Here is a 21,236-nt window from a genome sequence, read left to right as displayed (position 1 = left end):
TGAGTCATCCCGACTCAACCTGGAGGGCTCATGCGGCGCAACGCCGGACTGTTCGTGACGATCTCACTGCTGTCCGGCTTCGGCAGCAGCGCCATGTCCCTGGTGGCCGGCATCTGGACCCTGGACCTGACCGGCTCCACCGGCCTCGCGGCCCTCACCGGGCTGTGCGTGTACGCCCCGGTGCTCGCCGGCCCGTGGCTGGGCGGCCTGCTCGACCGGGCACCCCGACGCCCGCTGGTCATCGCGGTGAACCTCGGGTTGGCTACCGCCCTGCTGGCCCTCTTCGCGGTACGCGGGCCGGGGCAGACATGGCTGATCTTCGCCGTCTCCTCCGTCTACGGCGTCAGCTACGTGCTCATCGACGCGGGCGAGACGGCGCTGCTGCCGTCCGCGCTGTCACCCACGGAACTCGGCGACGTCAACGGGTGGCGCTCCAGCGCGGGAGAGGGCATGAAACTCGTCGCTCCCCTGGCCGGGGCGGGCCTCTACGCCTGGCACGGTGGCCACGCGGTCGTCGTCCTCAGCGCGTGCGCGCCGGTCCTGGTCGCCATCCTGTACGCGGCGGTGCGCCTCAACCGGACGCCACCGGTCCAACCGACGCGGCGGCGCCCGGGCCTGCGTACCGGATTGTCGGCCCTGTTCGGACAGCGGGCGACGGCCGTGCCCATCGTGCTCGCCGCCGTGTCGATCGCCATGTCCGGCTTCACGACCGCGGCGATCTACACGATCGTGACCAGCGACCTCCGTCTCCCGACGACGTTCCTGGGGGTGCTGACAAGCGCACAGGGCGGCGGTTCCGTCATCGGCGGCCTGATCGTCGGCAGGCTCCTGGCCGGCCGGGGTCCGGGTGTGGTCGGCGTCGCCGGGACCGTGCTGTTCGCCGTCGGTTGCCTGGCGCGTGGCCTGCCGTGGTGGCCGGTCACGGTCGCCGGCGCGGTGATCGCCGGCGTCGGCCTGCCCTGGACCCTGGTCGCCGCGGTGACGGCCGTGCAGACACACACGCCGTCGGAGCTGCTGGGCCGGGTGTCCGCGACGGCGAACACCGCGATGTTCGGCCCACTCGTGCTGGCCATCCCCCTCGGCTCGGCGGCCGTCCACCTCGGCGGTCGCCCACCGCTCGTCGCCGCTGTGGTGATCTGCCTGACGGCGGTGGCGGTCACGCTCGCCCGTCCGGCGACGACGACTCGGCGGACACTCGAGCCTGATCGCTCCGGCTGGGCTCCGCCGTCCAGCGGTCAGCGGAAGCGTGTGGTGTGGCGGCCTACCGCAGCAGCCGGAAGAAGGCGCGCAGGTCGGCGATAAGCAGCTCGGGCACCTCCAGCGCCGGGAAGTGCCCGCCGCGGTCGTGCTCCTTCCAGTACCGGATGTCCGGGTAACGGCGGGCCGCCCAGCGTCGGGACGGCCGGGGCACCTCGGCAGGGAAGACCGACGCGCCGACGGGTACGCGCACCGGGGCGGTGTCCGCGCCGCTGATCCAGCCGGACACCCGGTCGATGCTCTCCGCGTACAGGCGGGCGGACGACGCGGCGGTGCCGGTCAACCAGTACAAGGTGACCTGGTCGAGAATCTGATCGCGGCTGAGGCCACCGGAGTCAGCCCAGGTGAGCAGCTTCTCCCCCATCCACGCACACAGGCCGACCGGGGAGTCGACCAGGGCGTAACCGACGGTCTGCGGGGCGGTGCGGTGCACGTCGGAGTACGCCGAGCTGGACTCCCCGCGCTGTCGCAGCTGTGCCAACGCTTCGCGTTCGGCATCGGTATGCTCTGCGTCCGCGACCCGATCCGGGCCGGCGAGCGGCGGTACGAGGTGGACGCCGGCCACGTGCTCGCCGTCGAGTGCCCCGAGGACGCTGGAGACGCTTGTGCCCCAGTCACTGCCGGCGGCGCCATAACGGGCGTAGCCGAACGCCGCCATGATCTCCGCCCAGCTCGCGGCTATCCGTTCGATGCCCCAGCCGGGTCCGGTGGGCCGGGCGCTGAAACCGTAGCCGGGTAGCGACGGGATCACCACGTCGAAGGCGTCCCCGGCGGTGCCGCCGTGCCTCGGGGGATCGGTCAACGGTGTGACCAGGTCTACCAGTTCCAGCACCGATCCGGGCCAGCCGTGGGTCAGGACCAGCGGCATCGCCCCCGGGTGCGGTGACCGGGCATGAAGCACGTGGATCTTCAGGCCGTCCACGCTGACGAGGTACTGCGGGAAGGCGTTGAGCCGCGCCTCGGCGGCCCGCCAGTCGTACCCCTCGGCCCAGTACGCGCAGAGGGACCGCATCTCGTGCAGGGGTACGCCGTGGGCCCAGCCGGGAGCGGTCGCCGTCTCCGGCCAACGGGTACGCGCCAGCCGAGCACGCAGGTCGACCAGCTCGGTTTCTGGCACGTCCACCCGGAACGGCTGGATGTCGACGGATCGCCCGCCAGCGAATGCCGGCGGCCAGCCGGACGGGGCCGTAGACGACGACATCGACAGAGTTTCCACGGGCAGGGCCGGCTGGCATGCCCACAGCTCGGCCGACGGGGTCGCGGGCGTGGTTAACTATCGAGCCATGCCGCTCAGTCCGGACGACGTCGAGCTCTTCGAACGCGCCAGGGCTCGCCTGGGGGCGATCGCCTATCGGCTGCTGGGCTCGGCAAGTGACGCCGAGGACGCGGTGCAGGACACGTTCCTGCGCTGGCAGGCCGCCGACCGGCAGCGCGTCGAGACGCCCGAGGCCTGGCTGACGAAGGCCCTCACCAACGTGTGCCTCAACCAGCTCACCTCGGCGCGGGCCCGACGCGAGACGTACGTGGGCACCTGGCTGCCCGAACCGGTCCTGGCCGGGGACCGGATGCTCGGCCCACTCGACACCGCCGAGCAGCGCGAGTCGGTCTCCATGGCGGTGCTCACCCTGCTGGAGCGGCTGTCGGCCAAGGAGCGCGCGGTGTACGTACTCCGCGAGGCCTTCGGCTACACACACGCGGAGATCGCCGACATGCTCGGCGTCAGCGAGTCGAACTGCCAGCAGATCTACCGGCGGGCCAAGCAGCACGTCACCGGCGACCGCGCCCGCGCCGAGGTCGACGGCGCCACCGCGCGCCGGATCGTCGAGGAGTTCCTCGCGGCGGCCGCCAACGGCGAGACCCAGCGGTTGGTCACACTCCTCACCGACGACGCGACGAGCATCGGCGACGGCGGCGGCAAGATCCCGGCCCGGACCACACCCGTCGTCGGCGCGCTGGCGGTGGCCAGGTTCCTGCGCGGCCTGTTCGCGCCCAGCACCGCCAAACGGGACATCGTGGGCGGCAGTCCCGCCCTCTACACCGAGGTCGTCAACGGCGCCCCGGCGCTGGTGGTGGTGCTCGACGAGCAGGTCGTCGGGGTCATGACGCTGAAGGTGACTCCCGACGGCGTCGCGGCCCTGCACGTCCAGGTCAACCCCGACAAGCTCGTACGCGCCACCCGCCACTGGTCCACCTCCGCGCACGGGGAGCCCCTGCTGCACGTCTGGTGACCCAGCTCTCAGCCGACTCCTGTCAGGAATCGGGACGCTGTCCGGTTCTGGAAGCGACCCTCACCGAGACAGGAGTGACACCATGAAGCACCGGATCGTCGTCCTCGGGGCTGGATACGCCGGAGCCATCGCGGCCGGGCGTCTCGCCCGGCGGCTGCACCGCGACGACACGCAGATCACCATCGTCAACGCCGACGACGACTTCGTCGAGCGGGTCCGTATGCACCAACTCGCCACCGGCCAGCACCTCAGGCGCCGACCGCTGACCGACGTCTACGCGGGCACCGGCGTCGAGGTCCGGGTGGCCCGGGTCACCGCCGTCGACGTCGACCGCAGGACCGTCGCGCTCGTCGCCGAGCACGGCACCGACGAGATCGCGTACGACACGCTCGTCTACGCCCTCGGCAGCACCAGCGCGGACCACGGCGTCCCCGGCGTCGCCGAGCACGCGTACGACCTCGCCGGCAGGCCGTCGGCAGCGCGGTTGCGTGACCGCCTGGCCCAGCTCCCGGCCGGCGCGACAGTGCTCGTCGTCGGCGGCGGCCTCACCGGCCTGGAAGCGGTCACCGAGATCGCGGAGGCCCGCCCGGACCTCGACGTCGCGCTCGCCGCCCGGGACGCGCTCGGTGACTGGCTCACCGCGAAGGCACGGCAGCACCTGCGCGGGGTCTGCGACCGGCTCGGCATCACCGTCCACGAGCACACCGACATCGCCCGGGTCGACGCCACCGGCGCGGTCACCGGCGACGGCCAGGTGATCCCGGCCCAGGTGACCGTGTGGACGGCCGGCTTCGCCGTCCACCCCATCGCCGCCGCCACGACCCTGACGGTCGCGGACACCGGGCAGATCGTCGTCGACGCCACGATGCGGTCGGTCTCCCACCCCGACGTGTACGCCGTCGGCGACGCCGCAGTCGCCGAGGGACCGGGCGGGAAACCGCTGCGGATGTCCTGCGCCTCGGGAACCCCGATGGCCTGGCAGGCCGCCGACGCCATCGCCACCCGCCTGACCGGTCGGACGAAGATCCCGAAGGCCCCGCTGCGCTACTTCAACCAGTGCATCAGCCTCGGCCGCCGCGACGGCATCATCCAGTACGTGACCGCTGACGACCGGGCCAGGCCCGCCCTGCTCAAGGGCACGCTGGCGGCCCGCTACAAGGAGTTCGTCTGCGCGGGCGCGGCCTGGAGCGTCTCCCGCCCGATCCTGTACCCGGTGCGCCGCCACCGCATCGTCGCGACCCCCACGGAGAGCCTCGCGACGACGAGCATGAGCCCGACGCGCTGATCAGCCGGCGGGCGCCGTCGGGCGTCGACCCAACGGGAAATCTCCCGACCGACGGCGTGTACCGCACGGCCCCCGGTGACCAACTCGGGTCGGTCACCGGGGGTCTCAATCGCCTGTTCGGGATCGGCTTGCTGTACCCCCGTGATGGTTGGGGGCGGTGTCACGACGCTGCTAGCCGTGGCCCCAACCGAGGGTCTGCAGGACGGACTCCGAGACGACCGGCTTCTCGCCGGCTTGAGCTGGCGCGGCCACCCCGCTGACTGCCAGCGCGGCTCCGATCGCCACTGCGTAGAAGACACGACGGATTCGCATGAACTCTCCCTTTGAGCGGTGTGTGCCGCCGGTGCGATTGGCGACAGCGTGGACTGATCGTCGGACCTGCTTGAGGTGCCCACCGGTGGGCGGAACTCGTCACCCAATCTCGATCGGCCGGCGTCCTGGCTGATCGAAACGCAGCGTATTGGCCCTACCGGGCTGGCCGCTACGCCGATGGCTGTCCCGGACACACGCGTGCCTGTCCGGGCAGCTCACGGCCCTGTCCGAGGTTGTCCGGAACACCCGACCCGCGCTCCCGGGACGGTTTCCATCGCCACCGCGACAGTGGATGCCATCGACCGACGTCGCGACAGTTCCACCTCCCGTCCTCAATCCAGGTCTGCCACGCATCGGCCTGCTTGACTCCTTCGTCATGCTGGAAGCGGAGCCCACACCCGTGCCATCCGAGGAGGACTCGTGCGTAAGCCAGCCAAGACCGCCGCCGTCCTCTTCGGGCTGGGTGTCGGTGCCGCGGTCGGCCCATCCCTCGGGCCGGCCGCCACGTGGTCCGGCATCACGGTCGCCGCGCTCGGCGTCGTGCTGTCCCTCGTGGGCACCACGGAATCCGATCTCGTCGAGGACGGCCTGGTCAATCGCGACGGGGCCGCGGCGGGGACAGCCGACGGGACGAGCACCGGAACTCCGGTCGTCACCGACCAGCTACTGCTGGACCTCCAGCGGCGGCCCACCCTCAGCGGCCTGGGCAACCGGGTCGAGCAGATCCTCAGACTCGCCGAGCGGCAGGCCCACGACCACCGGACGGAGGCGCGGCGCGAAGCAGAGGGCATCGTGACCGACGCCCGACGGGAGGCGGAGGCGATCCTCAACCGGGCGCACGACCAGGCGGCCGCGATTGCCGGCACGCATTGGGAGCCACCTCCGACACCACCCGAGCAAGCGTCGGCGGCGGACGAAGGTCCGCGCCGACACGCCTGACGGAGGCCGGGGGTACGTCCGCCGGAGGCCGCCCGCCCACCGGCACGCCCGCGAGGGCGAGAGCGCGCCCCCATGCGGGGCCACGGCGTTCACGCCGACGGCGGCGGCTCGACCAACTGCACGAGCACCAGCGCAGTCCCCCGCTCGGGATCGACATGGGCGGTACGGATCAGGTAGGTGCCGGCAGCCACGTCGACCGTGAGGTGTGGTTCGTGCGCCAGCTCGTCACCGGCGTACGCGGCGTCGAACAACCGCGCCGGCCCGCTGGTCGTCCACGTACCGGCGTCCTCCCAGCGAGCGACCTCGACCGCACGGGGAACGAGGCGGATGACGTCCACCTCCGAGGGGGCGTAGATCCACCGTACGAAGATCCGCCGGTCGGGGAGGTAGGTGGTGGTGGCCGGTTCGTCGCCCAGTACCAGTGCCTCGGCGTCGCCGACGGCCACGGTCCCGGCGTAGCCGTCGATCCGGCAGGCCCGATCGTAATCATCCCAGGTATTCGGGTCGCCGGAACCGGAGATCGCGCCCTGCCAGTCGGTGAGCGCCGACGACGGCACGACGACGAGTGGCCCGCCGCCGGACTCGATCCAGGGCAATCGGCTCTCGGGTCGGCCCGTACGCGCGAGGTCGCTCATGGTTCTACCTTCCCTGCGCGAGCCAGGTGGGCGCCGGTCGCGCGTACTCGATGGTGGCCGCGACGCGGTCGGCGGTGGCCGCGTCGCGCTCTCGTTCCGTGATCCACAGGGCCAGGTCCAGCCCGGCCGCGAGCGCGCCCGCGGTGATCCGGTCCCCGTCGTCGACGACCCGCTCGTCGACGACGTCGACGCCGTAGGAGCGCAACTCCTCGTACGCGTTGCGGTTGGTGGTTGCCTGCCGCTGGCCCAGCAGGCCGGCGGCCGCCAGCAACAGTCCGCCGGTGCAGACCGACGCCATCCAGCGGGTCGAGGGGGCCAGCGCGGCCAGCCGAGCGGGGAGTACGCCGTGCTGCGCCATGGCTAGGCCGGGAAGACAGCACCGTTGGCGCCCAGGTACGGAGCCGGGTCCAGGCGGCCACCCAGCGCGGCAGCCACCGCCTGAGCGGCGGCCAGCTTGATGTCGCCGTCGCCGGTGTCGACCGGTAGATCGTGGATCATCGTCAGCGTCACCCGCATGGCACGGTCGCGACCAGGTACGTGCGCGAGCGCGTACTCGGCGCCCTCGACCGCCTCGGCGATCAGCTCAACGTTTGTCGGTCGGTCGACCACGGCATGCGGTCCGTACCGGTCCCGCAACCAGTCGAACGCGTGGGGAGAGACGACCACCTGATCCTGCTCGGCCGGCTCCGCCACCGCGGCGACCTCGGCCATGTGCGCCCGCCCGGCGACTATCTGACGGAGCAGGAAGACCCCATCCACAGCAGCAGTCTACGGAGAGCGGGTCCGGCGCGGACGCTCCGGCCCAGAAGCACCTTCGCTGCGGGCCGAAGGTCGTACCGGGTGGTCACTGGAGCAGATCACGTGTGGCCAGGTAGGCCCGCAGCGTCTCGTCGTCCTCGGCGGACATCAGGCGACGGGGGATGACTGTCGCCGGCATCCGCCCGACGAACACGATCCAGAACTCGGGAGTTTCCTTCACCTGGGTTACCCCGTCCCAGGCGATGCCGCTGGACTGCGAGCCGCTGCGCATCATGATGTTGTTGTCGGTGATGTCGTAGGCACCCTCGACCGCGTAACCGCTGGAGCGTCGCCGGGCACGCCACCGCACCCACGGCGAGTACAGCATCGACAGCAGGCCGGCCACGACCAGGGTCACGCACAGCGGCGAGATCTGGTCGGCCCGGTCGGAGCCGCGCGAGACGGCGAGGCCGATCGCCCCGACCGCCACCAGCACTGCGCCGATGATGCCGTACCTGCGCAGGCGTACACGGCTGAGCGCGTCGGCCACCCGGCCCGGGTAGGCGGGATCGGCGGGGACGTCGAAACGGATGTGCACGCCAGCACGATAGTGCCCGGATCATGCGCGAGCAGCTCGACGGGGCGGTTGGTTGGCGAGGGAAGAGCGACAACCTCCCCGACGGGTACGACTGGCCGGCGTACGTCGCCAAGCTGACGAAGCTCGCCGACCGGTTCGGATAGCCAACCCCGTCCACCGCCGGCCGGGGTTCGTCACTGACCGGGCTCCACCGGCACCGATGCGCTCGTTGCGCGGAGAGTGTCGTAGGGATGGCAGCCGTACGCCTCGCGGTACGCCTGGGCGAAGCGCCCGGGATGGGTCCAGCCCCAACGCCGGGCCGTCTCCGCCACGGTCTGCCCCGGCTTGGCGTGTTGCAGGTCCCAGTGCGCCTGGCGTAATCGGACGGCGCGCAGGAAGGCCATCGGGGTCTGCCCGTGGTAACGCTGGAACGCCACCTGTAACGCGCGTTGGCTGACCTCGCAGGCTTCGGCGATCCGGCCCACGGTCAACGGTGACGCGGCGTGGGCCTCGATGAACTCGGCGGCCCGCCGCACGATCGCGCGGCCGACGCCCGCCTGCCCGGGCAGGTAGTTGATGGTCATCGTGGTGTTCGGGAACACCGCGACGGCGGTGGTCGTCAGCAGGTCCACCAGGCCAGCGCGGGCCAGTGGGCTGGCGGTCACCGCGTTGACGGCGAGTTGTCGCCGGGCGAACGCCGTCACCGACTGCCAGAGCAGGGCCATCGCCGGGGACAGGGGTGCCATCGTGGTGAACCGGAAGTTCGCAATGGGCAGGCCGGTGCGGACGGAGGCGGCCGCCGCGACCCGTTGCATCGGCAGCCGGACGAAGACGGCCGCCAGATCGTCGATGAGGTGGACCCCAGCCACCGCCGGGTAGCGACCTGTCATGTTGGGGCCGAGGCGCAACTCGTCGTCCTCGGTACGGACGGCGTACCGGCCGTGCGCCACTGTCACCGCCGTGAAGTCGCGATAGGGCAACGACTCGGCGCGATTGCGCATGGTGTATCGAGATTCACCGATTTCCAGGTCCTCGACACGCAACGTCGCCTGCCGGTAGCGGAATCGCGCGGGGGGTCCGGAGATCCGCACTCGATGTTCCCCGTACTGGAGTGCGATCACGTGGTGTGCTTCTTCTGGGTCGTCAGTCTCGACGACGTCTCGGCTGACTGGCTCCTGCCCGTCAACATTCCCCGTCCACGCCATGGGCCGTCACCTCCGTCGGCCGTCAATCCGGCCCGATCTGTTTGAACGTGCCACGCGGTGGTTCGCAACGGCCTGTCGGAGACTTCCAGACGGCTGCCGCGGCATCCTCCGCGGCTGCGACACGCCGAGCCGACAAGTCGATCCAATTCCGGTACAAGACTGGCCATTTCACGAACTACAGGTCGCGTGGTGGTTCGCTGCTACGCAACAATCGAGTTCGATCCCGCGTCTCCGGGCTGCGCCGAGGCAGTCTCCGGAGTGAGCAGCATGACTGTGTCAATGTGGTTACGCGTTTTTCCGGGCAAGATTGTCGGGTTGCCGACAACTCAGTCGGCAACGTCGATCCCCGTTTCTCAGCTTTACCCCCTGCTGTCCGAGCCACTCACCCTGGGTCGGCCCGATCGCCGGCCGATCGGGGTCCGCGACGATGCGACCCCGGTCGGCCGGTCCCCCTGACGATCCTGCTGGCTGCGCAACGGTCAGCGCAGCCAGGCCGACGGCGCCGGATGCCGCAGAATCTCGGCCAACCCGTGCCGGTGCGGGTCGGGGTCACCGTCGAGCCAGGCGTGGGCGTGGAAACCGGCAGTTGGCGCGCTGACCCCGATCACCACGGTCCGCGGCACCCCCCGCTCGGCGAACCAGCGCTGCCGCACCAGCGCGCTCTCCAGACAGTTGCCCCCGCTGCGGCCCAGCGCCCGCCGGACCAACGTGTCGCTACCGCCGGATGGGGGCGCGGTGAGGCGTACCGCGCTCAGCCCGCCTCGGGCGAGCTGGCGCCGTACTCGCCGACAGGCCACCATCGTCCACGCCGCCAGGGCCACACCACGTGGCCCGTGGCCACGGATCAGCCGGGCCAGCGCATTCAGGGTGCGGCGGGGGCTGGTCGTCACGGCAGCGACCCGCTGAGCGCGGCACCAAGGAGTCGATAGGTGGCATCGAGGGCCGCCCAGTCGCGGGGACGGGTCAGGTCGAAACCCGGCCGGGCGGCGAGCGCGAGCAGCGCGCTCGGGTCGGAGGGCAGCTCGGGCAGGGATCGACGGGCGACGAGGCGGGCCAGCACCTCGGCCGGACCGACCGGGGTCACCGCGAGCCGGTCGCCCCAGTGCAGGAAGATCCAACCGCCGATCGGCAGGCGGGGCGTGACGGCGGGCAGGATGAGCCGAAGCCGGCTGTCGTCGCGGACAACCCGGGTGGGCAACCCGAGACCGGGGATCGGCTCTCGCAGGTCCACGCAGCGTGGACCGGCGAGCACGTCGCCGGCCGCACAGACCACGATGTCGTCGGCCAGCACCGGCACGTCCCGGGCGGCGAGCGCCGCGAGCAGTGTGCTCTTGCCGGCGGTACGACCACCGAGCACCACCCAGGCACGTCCGGAGTGGACGAACGCCCCGGCGTGGAAGGTCTCCCGCTCGGCCCATCGGTTGACCACCACGGCCACCGGAGCGAGGTACGGGTGGGCGAGCAGGTCCGCGGCGAGCGGCGGCCCGTAGAAGGTGGCGCTGCCGCTGGCCCGGTTCACGTCGAGGGTACGGCCGTCGGCGAGTATCCGGACCATCCGGTCGGCGTTCAACGGCGCGGGCGGCGGTGGGACGGCGTGCCGCTGCCGTACGGTCACCGGTCGGCTTCCCACGGGTGGGCAGGTGTCGGCGTCCAGTTCGACGACCTCGTCGAGTCCCTCGATGTGCAGCCCGTAGGCGGTTCTCATGGGTGCGTCTCCTGGTGTCGCTCGGGCGCGTGGCCGACACCGGGTGCGACTACCCGCCCGGCGCCTGGTCCGGCTCGGAGCGTGTTCGGCGCGGCGTTTCGGCCGTCCGGGACGATCGGCGCCGTCCGCCTGGCGGGTGCCTGTGGTACGGACTGGTCCATAGCGGAAATCCACTCTCTCGGAACTACCACGTCCCGCCCGCAGCGGCCTCTTTTGGTGCCTCTGGTCGGCGTTATCTGGCCTGTCTCGTGCGGATAATGGACAGCAAGGTTTCCGTCGTCGCTGTGGCGGGTAGGTTTCTACCCATGTCGGCGGGCGCTTGCCGTCGTTGAGGACAGTGGACCGTCCTCACATTCCAAGCACTCCGACCAATCCGCGCGTCGCCAAGCAGACGTGTCAGACGGCCCCAGCTTGGCAACGAGGAGCCGGCATGCAGCATGGCGATGATTCGGTGGGTACGCCCATCCGGCGCAGGTACGAGGCCCGTGAGGTCTCGGGGGCGCACGACGTGATCAGCCAGGAGTGCGCGGGGATCGAACTTCGGTCACACAACGTCACCGGGCAGTTCACCTATCAGCAGGAATCGGTGGAGGCGGGGCCGGTCCTGGTGAGTCGGGTGCGGTGCGGCGCGGACATCGAGGGTCATTTCTTCGAGCCACTGACCGACCTGATCTTCCTCTCGGTGCTGCAGGGGCAGGTCGACACACGGGATGGGCGGGACGAGACGCGGACCGGTCGCGGCGAGGTGCTCCTGAACCCGACCGGCCGCCCGTTCACCAACATCTGCCGGGATTTCGACATCTACAGCGTCAACCTGGACCTGCGCACCGTGACCGAGGCCGCCACCGAGCGGACGGGCATCGATCCGGTCGACTTTCGGTTCGAGGCGATCACGCCAGTCTCCAGGGAGATGGGTCAGTTCTGGCACAGCACCACGCTTCACCTCTATGACCTTCTCAACGGGCCGTCGGAGCCGCTCCGCAGTCCGCTCGTGGTCGGTGCCGCGATCGACCAGGTCGCCTCGGCCGCGCTCGCCGTCTTCGCGAACTCCGCGATGACGATGTCGCACCGGGTCGAGGCCGTCCCGTTGCCCGCCGGCCCGGTCCGCCGTGCCGTGTCGTTCATCGAGACGCACTCCGACGAAGCGATCACCGCTGCCCAGATCGCCGAGGCGGCCCGCGTCACGCCCCGCGCCCTCCGGGCGGCGTTCCGCCGCCAGTTGGGGACCACTCCGATGGCGTACCTGCGGCGCACCCGGCTGGACCGGGCCCACCAGGACCTGCTCGGGGCCGATCCGACCCAGGGGACCACCGTGGCCGAGATCGCGCACCGCTGGGGCTACCCACACACGGGCCGGTTCGCCGCCGACTATCGAGCGGCGCACGGCCAGTCGCCCAGCGACTCCCTGCACAGCTGACTCGGCGACGCTACTCGACGTTCGTCTTGATGAGCACACCCTGGTCGGCGCAGGCCGTCTGGAGCCCCGTCCACGCGGTGCCCGCCGCGGTGAGCAACCCGAACGCATCCGACTCCTGCCCCTTCGGCAGCTGCGAGATCCGCCAGGCGATGTCGATGAGCGTGGTGCCGTGCTTGCGAATGTCCTCGTACCGGGAGTCCTCGAACACCTCCCGCGTTTGCCGATACTCGGCTTCGGTGAGCTTGAGGTCGCCGGAGCCCTTGACGCTGCCGTCCGGGCTCTTGCCCTCGGCCAGCCGCTTGCAGGCGGCGAGCCCGGAGTCCTCCTTGATGAACCCCTCGTACACGGTGACGCCGGCGGCCACGAGCATCAGGAGGGCGACGAAGGCGACGCCCGCGAGCAGCAGCGGCTTGCGCCCTGATGCGCCGGCCGGCGGCGATGGCAGGTGGCCGGGCTGACCCGACCCGGGGTCCTGCTGCCCGATCGGGTGGGGCTGGTACTGCTGTGGCGGGTGAACCGGGCCGCCCGGCTGGTACGGCGACTGCGGCTGCTGGGCTTGGTAAGGCTCGGTCACGGTGTGCTCCCCCACGTGTTTTCTGACGCCGGAATCCAGACAACCATGCGTCCGGCAGACATGGTGCCCCGCGGTGCGGACGCCGGTGCCATGGGCACTCGCCTCCCGGCCGGGCCGCAGCGCGACTCGGGGGCCGGACCCCGACGGCAGGCGGTTTCCCGGCGGTTTGGGTCCCGCGGCGGTGGGAAACCGGCGGCACCGGAAAGTTGGGGGAGGCTCATGCGCTGGTTTCGCGCGGCTCGCCGCGCCTCCAGGAAGGACCCGACCAGGTCCAGCAACCCGATCGGCGCCGAGCGAGACCCGAAGCGGGTCATCTCGTTCAGCGACGCGGTCATTGCCATCGCCGTTACCCTGCTCGTCCTGGAGATCCGCCCGCCGGAGGACTTTGCGCACCTCCTTCGCGGCCTCATCGAGCTGTGGCCCTCCTACGTGGCCTATGCGATCACGTTCCTGCTGATCGGGCAGATGTGGGTGAATCACCACGTCATGTTCGATCACATCCGCTCCGCCGATCGCATGCTGCTCCTGCTCAACACCCTGCTGCTGATGGTGATCGCGTTCCTGCCGTTCGCCTCGTCCCTCCTGGCCCACGCGTTCGAGTCCGGCGAGGGCAAGACAACGGCACTCATCTTCTACGGGGCCACCTACGAGGTGGCCGCCCTCCTCTTCAACGTGATCTGGGAGTACGCCAGGTCTGGCCGGCGCCTGCTCACCTCCACCACCGACAACGACACCGCCTGGGCGATCAGCAGACGGTTCCGTCCCGCGCCCGTCTGGATCGCCGCCGGAACCGCGCTGGGCGCTCTCCATCCGGTCGTGGGCCTCGTCGTGGTCACCGCGTTCATCCCCTTCTACTGGCTGCCCATCAGGGGTGAGGTCGCCAGCATCAGGCGCACCCGCGAACAGAGTCCCGGCGACCCCTAGGGCGGGGGTGGATCCAGCGGGCCGATCGGCGGGCTCGTGAGACGTCTGGCGATCTCCCAGGCCGGCAGTTCGGGCTCGTCGTTGTGTACGACGATGTCCGCGTGCTCGGCCGGGCGAGCCGCGGCGAAGTAGAGCTGCTGGGAGGGGATGTAACGCTCGCGCCAGCGTCGTTCGACGGCCGCCCGAGGTGACACCAGGCGCTCGCGTCTCACGGCACGATCCACGGTCCTCTCCAGTGCCGTCGACACGAAGATGCGCAGCTCCCACCGATCGATCAGTTCCGGGCGCAGGAGGAAGACGCCGTCGAAGACGAGCACGGCGGCCGCCGGGGCAGTCCTGACCGGCGGAGACAGCACAGCATCCGCGGCATGGTCGTAGATCGCGTGTTGAAAGCGTCGATCTCCGCGCGGGCCGAGCGGATCCAGCAGGACCCGGTTCAGGGCGTCGTAGTCGTGGGTGTCGTAGTAGCAACCTTCGGCCGAGTACTCGCCGCGCGGATAGCGCTGTGCCCGGGGGTGGACGAAATCGTCGATCGTGGCGCGGATGACGTCGCGGCCCCGTTCGCGCAGGGCGACCGCCAACTCGTCGGCGAGGGTGGTCTTGCCGGCAGCGGGTGGTCCGTCGACGGCGACCCGGGTCGGGTGGGCGACCACGACCGACCCGACCGCCTCAGCGAGGCGCTCGATCAACTCACCGCGCGTGCCGTGCACCAGGTGAACCTCCTGCTGGGTCAGGTTGGCGTACTCCCCCGGTGTTTTTCGCGGTCGGGCTGTCCTGCGTGATCGACCGCGCCGACGTCCGCACATTGTCGTACGCCGGCGGCGGCCCGGCCACGGTGCGGACATCACGTCCGGGGCCGGTAGGTCAGGCGGCGCAGGACGACCTCGGCGGGACCGGGTCGCGCGCGCCTGTCGAGCTGACGGGCCATCAGCACGGTGGCGAGCCAGACGGCGACCGCGATGATCAGGCCGGTCACCGTGGGGCTGCCGAAACGGTCGCCGAGGGCGAGCGTGAAGGGTGCCAGAAGGACGAGCCAGGCCACGGACTGGAAGAGATACCCCGACAGGGACCGCTGCCCCAGGGCGGAGAGTGCGCCGACGACACGGCCAGACCGCGTGGCTCGCATGGCGATCAGGCCGAAGACGGCCACGTAGCCGGGTCCGGCGAACATGCCGCTGGCACCGTGGAGCAGCAACGCCAGACTGGCGGCCGACTCGTCGACGTGCAGCCATCCGGCACTGACCAGGGCGGCCGGGAGTCCTCCGGCGATGGCGAGGCCGAGACCGAGGATGGCGGTCCAGGTGAGCAGGGTCCGGTGGCGGGCCGGTTCCTCGAGGACGCGACGGCGAGCGGCCCACATGCCCAGCCAGGCGATCATGATGAAGGGCAGGACGGTAAGGGTGTGCACCGGCCATTCGCCGAGGCGGTCCAGCACGGCTGCGGCGTACCCGGGCGCGGCGAGGGAGTCGACGTGGGTCGACGGCAGCGGCGCCGACGAGCCCGAGGCGCCGAGGATGGCGCTGACCACGATGGCGCCGATGACCAGCACCTCGACTGTCGCCAGCGCCCAGAGCACCAGCGCGATCCGGTGGAACGTGTCGCTGCGGCGCAGGAGGAGCAGGGTCATCGCGATCCCGACGATCCCGTACGCGCCGAGGAAGTCGCCGTAGTACAGCAGTGCGGCGTGCGCGAAACCGAACACGACGAGCCAGAGATTACGGCGTAACAGCACGGAGCGGACCTGCTTCGGCGTGGCACCGGAGGCCTCCTGGCGGCGGGCGAGCTGGACGAGTCCGTAGCCGAACATCACGGCGAAGACCGGATATCCGCGGGCATGGACAAGTTCGAAGAGCAGGAGGTTGAGGCCACGGTCGACGCCCTCGGGGGTGGCGTCGAGACCGGGCTCGCCGGCGAAGACGACTCCGACGACGTTGGCCAGGGCGATGATCAGCAGCATCGCTCCTCGGGCCAGGTCCGGGGCGAGGGCGCGTTCGGTGCGCAGCACCGGTCCTCTCGATGTCCGCACCGCGGTGTGCATGCTCACGTTCGTCTCCCCCGCTCGCCTGATTTAGTTTCAGGCAGAAAGTATCACACGTACACTAATTGCGTCTGGCATGATGGTGCGGTGACCGTCCGGGGCGAACGTGAGAGCCCATGACCAGCGAGGACTTCGTTCCAGCGCCACTGCGCCGGCTGTGGGGGATGCCAGAGTCGTCGCGGCTCGGGCGGCCCGCGGCCCTCGACGTCACCATGGTCGTCGCCGCGGCGGTGACGATCGCCGACCGCGACGGGCTGGGCGGCGTGACGCTCCCCAAGGTCGCCGAGAGCCTCGGCTTCACGAGCATGTCGCTCTACCGTCACGTCGGATCCAAGGACGAACTGCTCACCCTCATGGCCAACGCCGCACTCGGTCCACCACCACGACTCGACACCAGCGACTGGCGGGAAGGGCTGCGCCGCTGGGCCTTCGCGCAGCGCTCGGTGTACCAGCGTCGGCCGTGGCTGACGCGTGTGCCCGCCTCCGGGCCGCCCGCCGGGCCGAACCAGATCGCCTGGATGGAGGCCGCACTGGCGATCATGTCCCACACCCACCTGGACTGGGCACACAAGATCGGCGCGCTGTCCCTGATCAGCGGCTATGTGGCCCAGTCCGTACGCCAGTACAGCGAACTCGCCGAGGGTAGGGCCGAAGGCCAGGGGCAGGCCGACGCCGAACGCGAATACGGCCGGGCGCTGACCCGGCTCGTCGATCCCGCCCGCTTCCCCGAGACGGCCCGCCTGTTCTCCTCGCCCCTGTTCGAGGCGCCACCGTCCGACACTCCCGACGCGACGATCGCCGACGCGGACTTCTCCCTCGGGCTGGAGTTGATCCTCGACGGCATCGCCGTCCGCATCGAAGGCTCCGACTCCTGAACCGAACCGATGTGGGTCGTCCCTGGGGTCCGAAGCGTGTCACCCCCTCCCGGTAGCCTGCCCGGCATACGACAGGGGGTCTGATGTCCGCGATCACGTCACTGACCGTGGTCCCCAGGGACAGCGTCACCGAGCTGGCCCGCCTGGCCGCCACATCGTCATCGTCGCTCCACTCGCACCTCACGGAGCACGGGAGCCCGGCGCGCCAGGAGTACGACTGGTCCGGGTACTGCATGCTGTACGTCCTGACCTATCTGGAGGAGCGCGGCGTCGACCTACAGCAGTCGGAGTTCGATGCGGAGTCGAATGCCATCAACAGCGTGCTCGGCTTCACCGTGTTGATCACGCCAGGCCACCGGCAATTCCTGGATCAGCTCGACCCCGCCAGGCACCGCGCGGAGGAGTTGACCGCCCATTTCGATGAGATGGGAATGGAGTTCGAGGAGAGCGGCACCGCCGGTCTCGACGGGCTGACGCTGCTGCGCGACAGCATTTCCGACCTCCGCGACGACCAGGTCCTGCTGCTGCACCTCGGCTGAGGCCCCGGCTGGCGGATGGTGTCTACCACCTGACGAGTTCGGCCAGTGCGGCGCTCGTGGCCTCGTCGGCCGGGAGGAATGCCTCCAGCCGCAGTTCGGCGATGGTGACGTCGGTGGCGGTGCCGAAGTGGGTGAGTGTGGTGATGAGCCGCAGTTCCCGGTTCTCCGGGCCGCTCGTGCGCAGGTGCAGCGGCACCGCGAACCCGAGGTGATGTGGCGAGAGTTGTCGTGGCCGCGGAGGCACCAGGTCGACGAGTTCCTCGGCGAGGCGCTGGAGCCGGTTGCTCGGGTTGCGGACGCTCTCGGCGCGGACGCTGTCGATGACGTGCCAGGCCCATTCGTCGAGGTTGACGATGCGGGGTGCGAGACCGCGGGGGTGCAGCAGGACCCGGGGGACGCTCACCGGTGGGGTGAGGAGCTGTGGGTCAACTCCCCGGGTGATCAGGTGGAAGCCGGCGTTGGCGGAGACGAGGTCGCCGTGCCGGTCGACGATCACGGCCGGGTACGGCAGGTGGCCGTGCAGCACGCGTTCGAGGGCGGTTCGGATCGGCGCCAGGTGGGGGTCGTCCAGGTCGTGCTGTGGGTACGCGGGCGCGAATCCGGCGGTGAGGAGCAGTTCGTTGCGCTCGCGGATCGGCATCTCCAGCGATTCGGCCAGCCGTATGATCATCGCCCGGCCGGGGATCGAGCGTCCGCTCTCGATGAAGCTGACGTGCCGTTGTGTGGTGCCGGCCCGCACCGCCAGTTCGAGTTGGCTGACGCGTCGTCGGGTGCGCCAGGTACGCAACGCCGCCGCGAGTCCGCCGCTCGCGGATTCGGTCATCATTCGTCAGGTGTACCGGGTGCCGCGCCGGATGGCGATTCCCTCCGGGGAATTGTCGCGGCGCATGCGGCGCAGAAGAGTCGTGGTCGCACTGATCGTCCACGACCGAGGGATCAGCATGGCTGACATCGACCTGACGAACCGCACCGACCGGATACTGCCGCCGTCCGTGCGCAGCTACCGCGTGAACAGCGGCGATGGGATTACTGGCCTGAAGCTCCGTACCCACACATCGATCCCGCCGGGTGTCGGCGAGGTCGCGGTCGCGGTCCACGCCGTCTCGCTCAGCTTCCGCGACCTGCTGGTGCTGCGGGGGCAGTACGTGCTGCCGGTCAAACCGGACGTCGTCCCCGTCTCCGAGGGTGCCGGGCAGGTGATTGCCGTGGGGCCAGGTGTCCAGCTGGTGCGACCGGGTGACCGGGTCACCGCCGCGCTGTTCCCGCACTGGCTGGACGGTCCCCTGGAACCGTCGTACCTGCCACAACTGGGAGGCTCCCTCGATGGCATGCTCACCGAGATCGCCCTCCTGCCCGAGCAGGCCCTCGTCCCGGTCCCCGAGCACCTCTCCTACGCCGAGGCCGCGACGCTGCCGTGCGCTGCCGTCACCGCCTGGAACGCGCTGACCGGGGACGGCCCCGGGATCCAGCCCGGGCACACGGTGCTGGCCACCGGATCGGGCGGCGTATCACTGTTCGCCGTTCAGCTGGCCAAGCTTCTCGGTGCGAAAGTGATCGCCACGACCGGCCAGGTCGAAAAGGAGCAGCGCCTTCGTGACCTGGGCGCGGACGAGGTCGTCAACTATCGCGCCGTTCCCGACTGGCATGCCGCGGTCCGCGACATCACCGGCGGGCGAGGGGTCGACCGGGTCGTCGACACCGCCGGCATGCTGGAGCAGTCGCTGAAGTCGCTTGCCGTGAACGGACACGTGGCGTTCGTCGGGTCCCTCTCGGGTGAGTGTCCACCGGTCGACCCCCGCCTGCTGTTCGGTGTCGCCGCGACGGTCCGGGCGTTGGCAGTCGGAAGTCACGCCCAGTTCGTCAAGCTGAACGAGGTCATCACCGCGCACCAGCTTCGGCCCGTCACCGGCCGTGCGTTCCCGTTCGAACAAGCCGGCGCGGCGTTCCGGCACTATGAGTCGGCCAGCCCGTTCGGAAAGGTCATCATCGAGGTCCGATGACGGGTGTGCGTGGCGGCCGAATCCGCCACGCACGGGTCACTGGCGTGGCTGGCCCAGCCGAAACCGGGCTGCGAGGTCATCGACAAGGTCGCCACTGTCACGCGAACCGTCGACGGACACCACCGGCAGGTGCAACTCGACGGCCTGGCGGCGGACTTCGGCGTCCCACAGTTCGTCGCGACCCAGTCGCAGCGCGAGCGCCTCGCTGTGGTCGCTGTCTCCCCAGTTCGCGTGGGCTCTCCTGGCGTCGGCGAACCGGGACCGCAGTGCCCGATCCCGAAAGCGCGGCGTGGGCAGCAGGAAGGCCGCCTGCTCCGGCCAGGTCAGCAGCGGAGCGACCTCGCCGGGCAGCGTACGGAAGTCGTCGACCACGACCGGACGCTCAGCGGGCATCGCGAGCAGGTCGTCGACCACGAACCCGAACGTCTCCCCGTGCAGGCTCGGCATCGACTCGAAGATCTCCTGGGCGCTACGGCTGTTCCAATTCCGCGCGGGCGAGGCGTGCAGCAACGCCCAGAGGTACGGCTGCTCGTGCGCGGTGCACCGGCTGACGTAGCTGCGCTCCGCGCGGTCGCCGTCGTAGATCAGCACGTCGTAGCGCGCGGCCAGGGCATGGGCGAGAGTGCTCTTGCCTGACCCGGTGCCCCCGCCGAGCCACCGCACATGGGACAGACGGCGAGCGAGATCTACAGCTTGGTTGTCAGCGCCCATGCCACGAAAGACTGCCGACATCGCGGACGAAGAAACAGTCTTGTTCTTCCTGTGGCGGCAGGTGAGGATCAAGGAGAGGGAACCGTGACCCGCAGGCCCTGAACCACGCCACCGTCCCGGTGGGTCAGGGGCGGCAGACGTTCCCCTTGATCGTGCCGACGAACGCGTCCCAGGCGGCGGGCGCGAAGCTCAGCATCCCGGCATCGGGCGACTTGGAGTCGCGGACATCGACCTGGACACGCCGGTCGCGCACCTCCACGCACTGGCCGTTGCTGCCGGAACGGCTCGACGTGCGCCAGGCATCACGTTCCATGCTTGCTCAGCTCCTTGACGAATGTGATCGACTCGGCGGGCGACATCGCCAGCGTCTTCAGATTGTCGTACGCCGCCGACAGCCGCGCCAGGTCGCGACTCGACTCAAGGAACAGCTCGCCGGCCAGGGTCTCGATGTAGCCCAGTGGCGGCTCGTCCCGCTCGAAGCTGAGCAGGGCGAAGCCGCTGCTGTCCGCCAGGTGGGCGCCGGCCTCGAAGCGCAGCACCTGGATCGTCACGTTCGGCAGCCGACTGAGCGTGACCAGGTGATCGAGTTGCTCACGCAACACATCCGGGCCGCCGACCTCGGTGCGAACCGACGCCTCGGAGAGGATGGCGTGCATCCGCAGCGGAGTCGGTTGCCGACGCAGCACCTCCTGCCGGGTCATCCGGGCGGAAACCCGCTGGTCGATGGTCTCCGGGTCGGTCTCCCGGCCGATGACGTTGACCTCGCGGGCGTAGCTCTCGGTCTGGAGTAGACCGGGCACGAGCATCGGCTCGAAGTTCTTCAGTTCAACGGCCTCGATCTCGTACGCGATGTAGGTGGCGTACTTGCCACCGAGACGCTGCCACCAGCCGTCCTCACGCAGACCGCGCGCCTGGTCGAGCAGCGAGGTCCCCGGCTCCTCGTCGATCTTGACGCCGTACGCGACGAGCAACTCCATCACGTCACCGACCCGAGGTCTGATCTCACCCGACTCGATCCGACTGATCCGCGACGGTGAGCAGTCCACGATCGCCGCCGCGGCCTCGCCGGTCAGCTCCTTCGCTTCGCGGAGCTTGCGTAGCTCCCGGCCCAGCCGCCGAGAGCGCGGTGTCGCTGGCGTAAATCGAGGCATGTCGTGATTCTGCGCCCTGACTCGCATGTCGCCATGCCCTGACGCATGTGCTCGGCGTGTCGATCATGCCCCTTGCCTTGCCTTGCATCACATGATGCGCAACTCTGATGACTGTCGGCGACGGAA

Annotated in this window: 24 protein-coding genes and 1 pseudogene; 9 read left to right on the top strand and 16 right to left on the bottom strand. The window is 70.2% G+C overall.

Features of this window, described 5'->3' with window-relative positions:
• Positions 1-30: 30 nt before the first annotated feature.
• Positions 31-1,302, top strand: a complete 1,272-nt coding sequence (locus AB0A90_RS10260; RefSeq protein WP_357244762.1) for an MFS transporter — start codon at positions 31-33, stop codon at positions 1,300-1,302.
• Here the strand turns inward: AB0A90_RS10260 and AB0A90_RS10255 are convergent.
• On the bottom strand, positions 1,262-2,458 hold the full coding sequence (locus tag AB0A90_RS10255; RefSeq protein WP_357244760.1) for an epoxide hydrolase family protein: 1,197 nt from the start codon (positions 2,456-2,458) through the stop codon (positions 1,262-1,264). The two genes, AB0A90_RS10260 and AB0A90_RS10255, sit on opposite strands and share 41 nt — an antisense overlap.
• Positions 2,459-2,540: 82 nt before the next feature.
• Between AB0A90_RS10255 and AB0A90_RS10250 the strand changes: the two genes are divergently transcribed.
• Together AB0A90_RS10250 and AB0A90_RS10245 are read left to right on the top strand one after the other, a co-directional pair.
• On the top strand, positions 2,541-3,485 hold the full coding sequence (locus AB0A90_RS10250; protein WP_357244758.1) for an RNA polymerase sigma-70 factor: 945 nt from the start codon (positions 2,541-2,543) through the stop codon (positions 3,483-3,485).
• Positions 3,486-3,567: 82 nt separating this feature from the next.
• Positions 3,568-4,770, top strand: coding sequence for an FAD-dependent oxidoreductase (locus AB0A90_RS10245; RefSeq protein ID WP_357244756.1), 1,203 nt, complete (start codon positions 3,568-3,570; stop codon positions 4,768-4,770).
• Positions 4,771-4,941: 171 nt separating this feature from the next.
• Here the strand turns inward: AB0A90_RS10245 and AB0A90_RS10240 are convergent, their stop codons facing one another.
• Positions 4,942-5,082, bottom strand: coding sequence for a hypothetical protein (locus AB0A90_RS10240; protein WP_357244754.1), 141 nt, complete (start codon positions 5,080-5,082; stop codon positions 4,942-4,944).
• Between the two features lie 684 nt (positions 5,083-5,766).
• On the opposite strand from AB0A90_RS10240, the pseudogene AB0A90_RS10235 reads away from it, so the two are divergent.
• A pseudogene (locus AB0A90_RS10235) lies at positions 5,767-5,940 on the top strand (DivIVA domain-containing protein); the annotation flags it as partial.
• A 170-nt stretch (positions 5,941-6,110) separates the two neighbouring features.
• Here AB0A90_RS10235 and AB0A90_RS10230 read toward each other — a convergent pair.
• The 7 genes from AB0A90_RS10230 to AB0A90_RS10200 form a co-directional block, all read right to left on the bottom strand.
• Positions 6,111-6,656 carry an Imm21 family immunity protein gene (locus AB0A90_RS10230; RefSeq protein WP_357244752.1) on the bottom strand — a complete coding sequence of 182 codons (546 nt, stop codon included), beginning with the start codon at positions 6,654-6,656 and terminating at the stop codon, positions 6,111-6,113.
• 4 nt (positions 6,657-6,660) lie between these two features.
• Positions 6,661-7,014: a DJ-1/PfpI family protein gene (locus tag AB0A90_RS10225; protein ID WP_357244750.1), complete on the bottom strand. Its 354-nt coding sequence runs from the start codon at positions 7,012-7,014 to the stop codon at positions 6,661-6,663.
• Positions 7,015-7,016: 2 nt separating this feature from the next.
• Positions 7,017-7,415, bottom strand: a complete 399-nt coding sequence (locus tag AB0A90_RS10220; RefSeq protein ID WP_357244748.1) for a hypothetical protein — start codon at positions 7,413-7,415, stop codon at positions 7,017-7,019.
• A gap of 85 nt (positions 7,416-7,500) precedes the next feature.
• A complete protein-coding gene (locus tag AB0A90_RS10215) occupies positions 7,501-7,992 on the bottom strand; it encodes a YcxB family protein (protein WP_357244746.1) in 492 nt (163 codons plus the stop codon).
• A 173-nt stretch (positions 7,993-8,165) separates the two neighbouring features.
• Positions 8,166-9,092: an AraC family transcriptional regulator gene (locus AB0A90_RS10210; RefSeq protein ID WP_357244744.1), complete on the bottom strand. Its 927-nt coding sequence runs from the start codon at positions 9,090-9,092 to the stop codon at positions 8,166-8,168.
• A 563-nt stretch (positions 9,093-9,655) separates the two neighbouring features.
• Complete coding sequence (locus AB0A90_RS10205) at positions 9,656-10,066, bottom strand: lasso peptide biosynthesis protein (RefSeq protein WP_357244742.1); 411 nt, start codon at positions 10,064-10,066, stop codon at positions 9,656-9,658.
• Positions 10,063-10,881 (bottom strand): hypothetical protein, encoded by an 819-nt coding sequence (locus tag AB0A90_RS10200; RefSeq protein WP_357244741.1) that lies wholly within the window; start codon positions 10,879-10,881, stop codon positions 10,063-10,065. Before AB0A90_RS10200 ends, AB0A90_RS10205 begins: the two co-directional genes overlap by 4 nt.
• A 430-nt stretch (positions 10,882-11,311) precedes the next feature.
• Between AB0A90_RS10200 and AB0A90_RS10195 the strand changes: the two genes are divergently transcribed.
• Complete coding sequence (locus AB0A90_RS10195) at positions 11,312-12,298, top strand: AraC family transcriptional regulator (RefSeq protein WP_357244739.1); 987 nt, start codon at positions 11,312-11,314, stop codon at positions 12,296-12,298.
• A gap of 10 nt (positions 12,299-12,308) precedes the next feature.
• Here the strand turns inward: AB0A90_RS10195 and AB0A90_RS10190 are convergent, their stop codons facing one another.
• A complete protein-coding gene (locus tag AB0A90_RS10190) occupies positions 12,309-12,872 on the bottom strand; it encodes a hypothetical protein (RefSeq protein WP_357244738.1) in 564 nt (187 codons plus the stop codon).
• 219 nt (positions 12,873-13,091) lie between these two features.
• On the opposite strand from AB0A90_RS10190, the gene AB0A90_RS10185 reads away from it, so the two are divergent.
• Positions 13,092-13,796, top strand: coding sequence for a TMEM175 family protein (locus AB0A90_RS10185; RefSeq protein WP_357244736.1), 705 nt, complete (start codon positions 13,092-13,094; stop codon positions 13,794-13,796).
• Here AB0A90_RS10185 and AB0A90_RS10180 read toward each other — a convergent pair.
• Together AB0A90_RS10180 and AB0A90_RS10175 are read right to left on the bottom strand one after the other, a co-directional pair.
• A complete protein-coding gene (locus tag AB0A90_RS10180) occupies positions 13,793-14,509 on the bottom strand; it encodes a uridylate kinase (protein ID WP_357245189.1) in 717 nt (238 codons plus the stop codon). The genes AB0A90_RS10185 and AB0A90_RS10180 overlap by 4 nt on opposite strands.
• Before the next feature lie 131 nt (positions 14,510-14,640).
• Positions 14,641-15,834, bottom strand: coding sequence for a DUF418 domain-containing protein (locus AB0A90_RS10175; protein ID WP_357245187.1), 1,194 nt, complete (start codon positions 15,832-15,834; stop codon positions 14,641-14,643).
• A gap of 116 nt (positions 15,835-15,950) precedes the next feature.
• On the opposite strand from AB0A90_RS10175, the gene AB0A90_RS10170 reads away from it, so the two are divergent.
• A complete protein-coding gene (locus tag AB0A90_RS10170) occupies positions 15,951-16,709 on the top strand; it encodes a TetR/AcrR family transcriptional regulator (RefSeq protein WP_357244734.1) in 759 nt (252 codons plus the stop codon).
• A gap of 83 nt (positions 16,710-16,792) precedes the next feature.
• Positions 16,793-17,248, top strand: coding sequence for a hypothetical protein (locus AB0A90_RS10165; protein WP_357244732.1), 456 nt, complete (start codon positions 16,793-16,795; stop codon positions 17,246-17,248).
• 22 nt (positions 17,249-17,270) lie between these two features.
• On the opposite strand, the gene AB0A90_RS10160 is transcribed toward AB0A90_RS10165, so the two are convergent.
• Entirely contained in the window at positions 17,271-18,074 is an 804-nt protein-coding gene (locus tag AB0A90_RS10160; RefSeq protein WP_357244730.1) for a helix-turn-helix transcriptional regulator, read from the bottom strand.
• Positions 18,075-18,189: 115 nt separating this feature from the next.
• Between AB0A90_RS10160 and AB0A90_RS10155 the strand changes: the two genes are divergently transcribed.
• The gene (locus AB0A90_RS10155) at positions 18,190-19,248 is read left to right on the top strand and encodes an NAD(P)-dependent alcohol dehydrogenase (protein WP_357244728.1); all 1,059 of its coding nucleotides are present in this window, start codon (positions 18,190-18,192) and stop codon (positions 19,246-19,248) included.
• A gap of 36 nt (positions 19,249-19,284) precedes the next feature.
• On the opposite strand, the gene AB0A90_RS10150 is transcribed toward AB0A90_RS10155, so the two are convergent.
• The 3 genes from AB0A90_RS10150 to AB0A90_RS10140 form a co-directional block, all read right to left on the bottom strand.
• Positions 19,285-19,959, bottom strand: coding sequence for a hypothetical protein (locus AB0A90_RS10150; protein WP_357244726.1), 675 nt, complete (start codon positions 19,957-19,959; stop codon positions 19,285-19,287).
• A gap of 124 nt (positions 19,960-20,083) precedes the next feature.
• Positions 20,084-20,272, bottom strand: a complete 189-nt coding sequence (locus AB0A90_RS10145; RefSeq protein ID WP_357244724.1) for a DUF397 domain-containing protein — start codon at positions 20,270-20,272, stop codon at positions 20,084-20,086.
• Positions 20,262-21,110 (bottom strand): helix-turn-helix transcriptional regulator, encoded by an 849-nt coding sequence (locus AB0A90_RS10140; RefSeq protein ID WP_357244723.1) that lies wholly within the window; start codon positions 21,108-21,110, stop codon positions 20,262-20,264. The genes AB0A90_RS10145 and AB0A90_RS10140 overlap by 11 nt, the downstream gene beginning before the upstream one ends.
• Positions 21,111-21,236: the final 126 nt, after the last annotated feature.

It is taken from the genome of Micromonospora sp. NPDC049204 (assembly GCF_040647935.1).
Lineage (GTDB): Bacteria > Actinomycetota > Actinomycetes > Mycobacteriales > Micromonosporaceae > Micromonospora.
This window is presented reverse-complemented; position numbering and strand designations above follow the sequence as displayed.

Excerpts from the sequence above, each read along its gene's own strand:
- AB0A90_RS10150 (WP_357244726.1), bottom strand. The coding sequence starts at position 19,959 with ATGGGCGCTGACAACCAAGCTGTAGATCTCGCTCGCCGTCTGTCCCAT.
- AB0A90_RS10250 (WP_357244758.1), top strand. The coding sequence starts at position 2,541 with ATGCCGCTCAGTCCGGACGACGTCGAGCTCTTCGAACGCGCCAGGGCT.
- AB0A90_RS10155 (WP_357244728.1), top strand. The coding sequence starts at position 18,190 with ATGGCTGACATCGACCTGACGAACCGCACCGACCGGATACTGCCGCCG.
- AB0A90_RS10160 (WP_357244730.1), bottom strand. The coding sequence starts at position 18,074 with ATGATGACCGAATCCGCGAGCGGCGGACTCGCGGCGGCGTTGCGTACC.
- AB0A90_RS10140 (WP_357244723.1), bottom strand. The coding sequence starts at position 21,110 with ATGCCTCGATTTACGCCAGCGACACCGCGCTCTCGGCGGCTGGGCCGG.
- AB0A90_RS10230 (WP_357244752.1), bottom strand. The coding sequence starts at position 6,656 with ATGAGCGACCTCGCGCGTACGGGCCGACCCGAGAGCCGATTGCCCTGG.
- AB0A90_RS10195 (WP_357244739.1), top strand. The coding sequence starts at position 11,312 with ATGCAGCATGGCGATGATTCGGTGGGTACGCCCATCCGGCGCAGGTAC.
- AB0A90_RS10170 (WP_357244734.1), top strand. The coding sequence starts at position 15,951 with ATGACCAGCGAGGACTTCGTTCCAGCGCCACTGCGCCGGCTGTGGGGG.
- AB0A90_RS10200 (WP_357244741.1), bottom strand. The coding sequence starts at position 10,881 with ATGAGAACCGCCTACGGGCTGCACATCGAGGGACTCGACGAGGTCGTC.
- AB0A90_RS10255 (WP_357244760.1), bottom strand. The coding sequence starts at position 2,458 with ATGTCGTCGTCTACGGCCCCGTCCGGCTGGCCGCCGGCATTCGCTGGC.
- AB0A90_RS10245 (WP_357244756.1), top strand. The coding sequence starts at position 3,568 with ATGAAGCACCGGATCGTCGTCCTCGGGGCTGGATACGCCGGAGCCATC.
- AB0A90_RS10185 (WP_357244736.1), top strand. The coding sequence starts at position 13,092 with ATGCGCTGGTTTCGCGCGGCTCGCCGCGCCTCCAGGAAGGACCCGACC.
- AB0A90_RS10145 (WP_357244724.1), bottom strand. The coding sequence starts at position 20,272 with ATGGAACGTGATGCCTGGCGCACGTCGAGCCGTTCCGGCAGCAACGGC.
- AB0A90_RS10260 (WP_357244762.1), top strand. The coding sequence starts at position 31 with ATGCGGCGCAACGCCGGACTGTTCGTGACGATCTCACTGCTGTCCGGC.
- AB0A90_RS10175 (WP_357245187.1), bottom strand. The coding sequence starts at position 15,834 with ATGCACACCGCGGTGCGGACATCGAGAGGACCGGTGCTGCGCACCGAA.
- AB0A90_RS10240 (WP_357244754.1), bottom strand. The coding sequence starts at position 5,082 with ATGCGAATCCGTCGTGTCTTCTACGCAGTGGCGATCGGAGCCGCGCTG.
- AB0A90_RS10225 (WP_357244750.1), bottom strand. The coding sequence starts at position 7,014 with ATGGCGCAGCACGGCGTACTCCCCGCTCGGCTGGCCGCGCTGGCCCCC.
- AB0A90_RS10165 (WP_357244732.1), top strand. The coding sequence starts at position 16,793 with ATGTCCGCGATCACGTCACTGACCGTGGTCCCCAGGGACAGCGTCACC.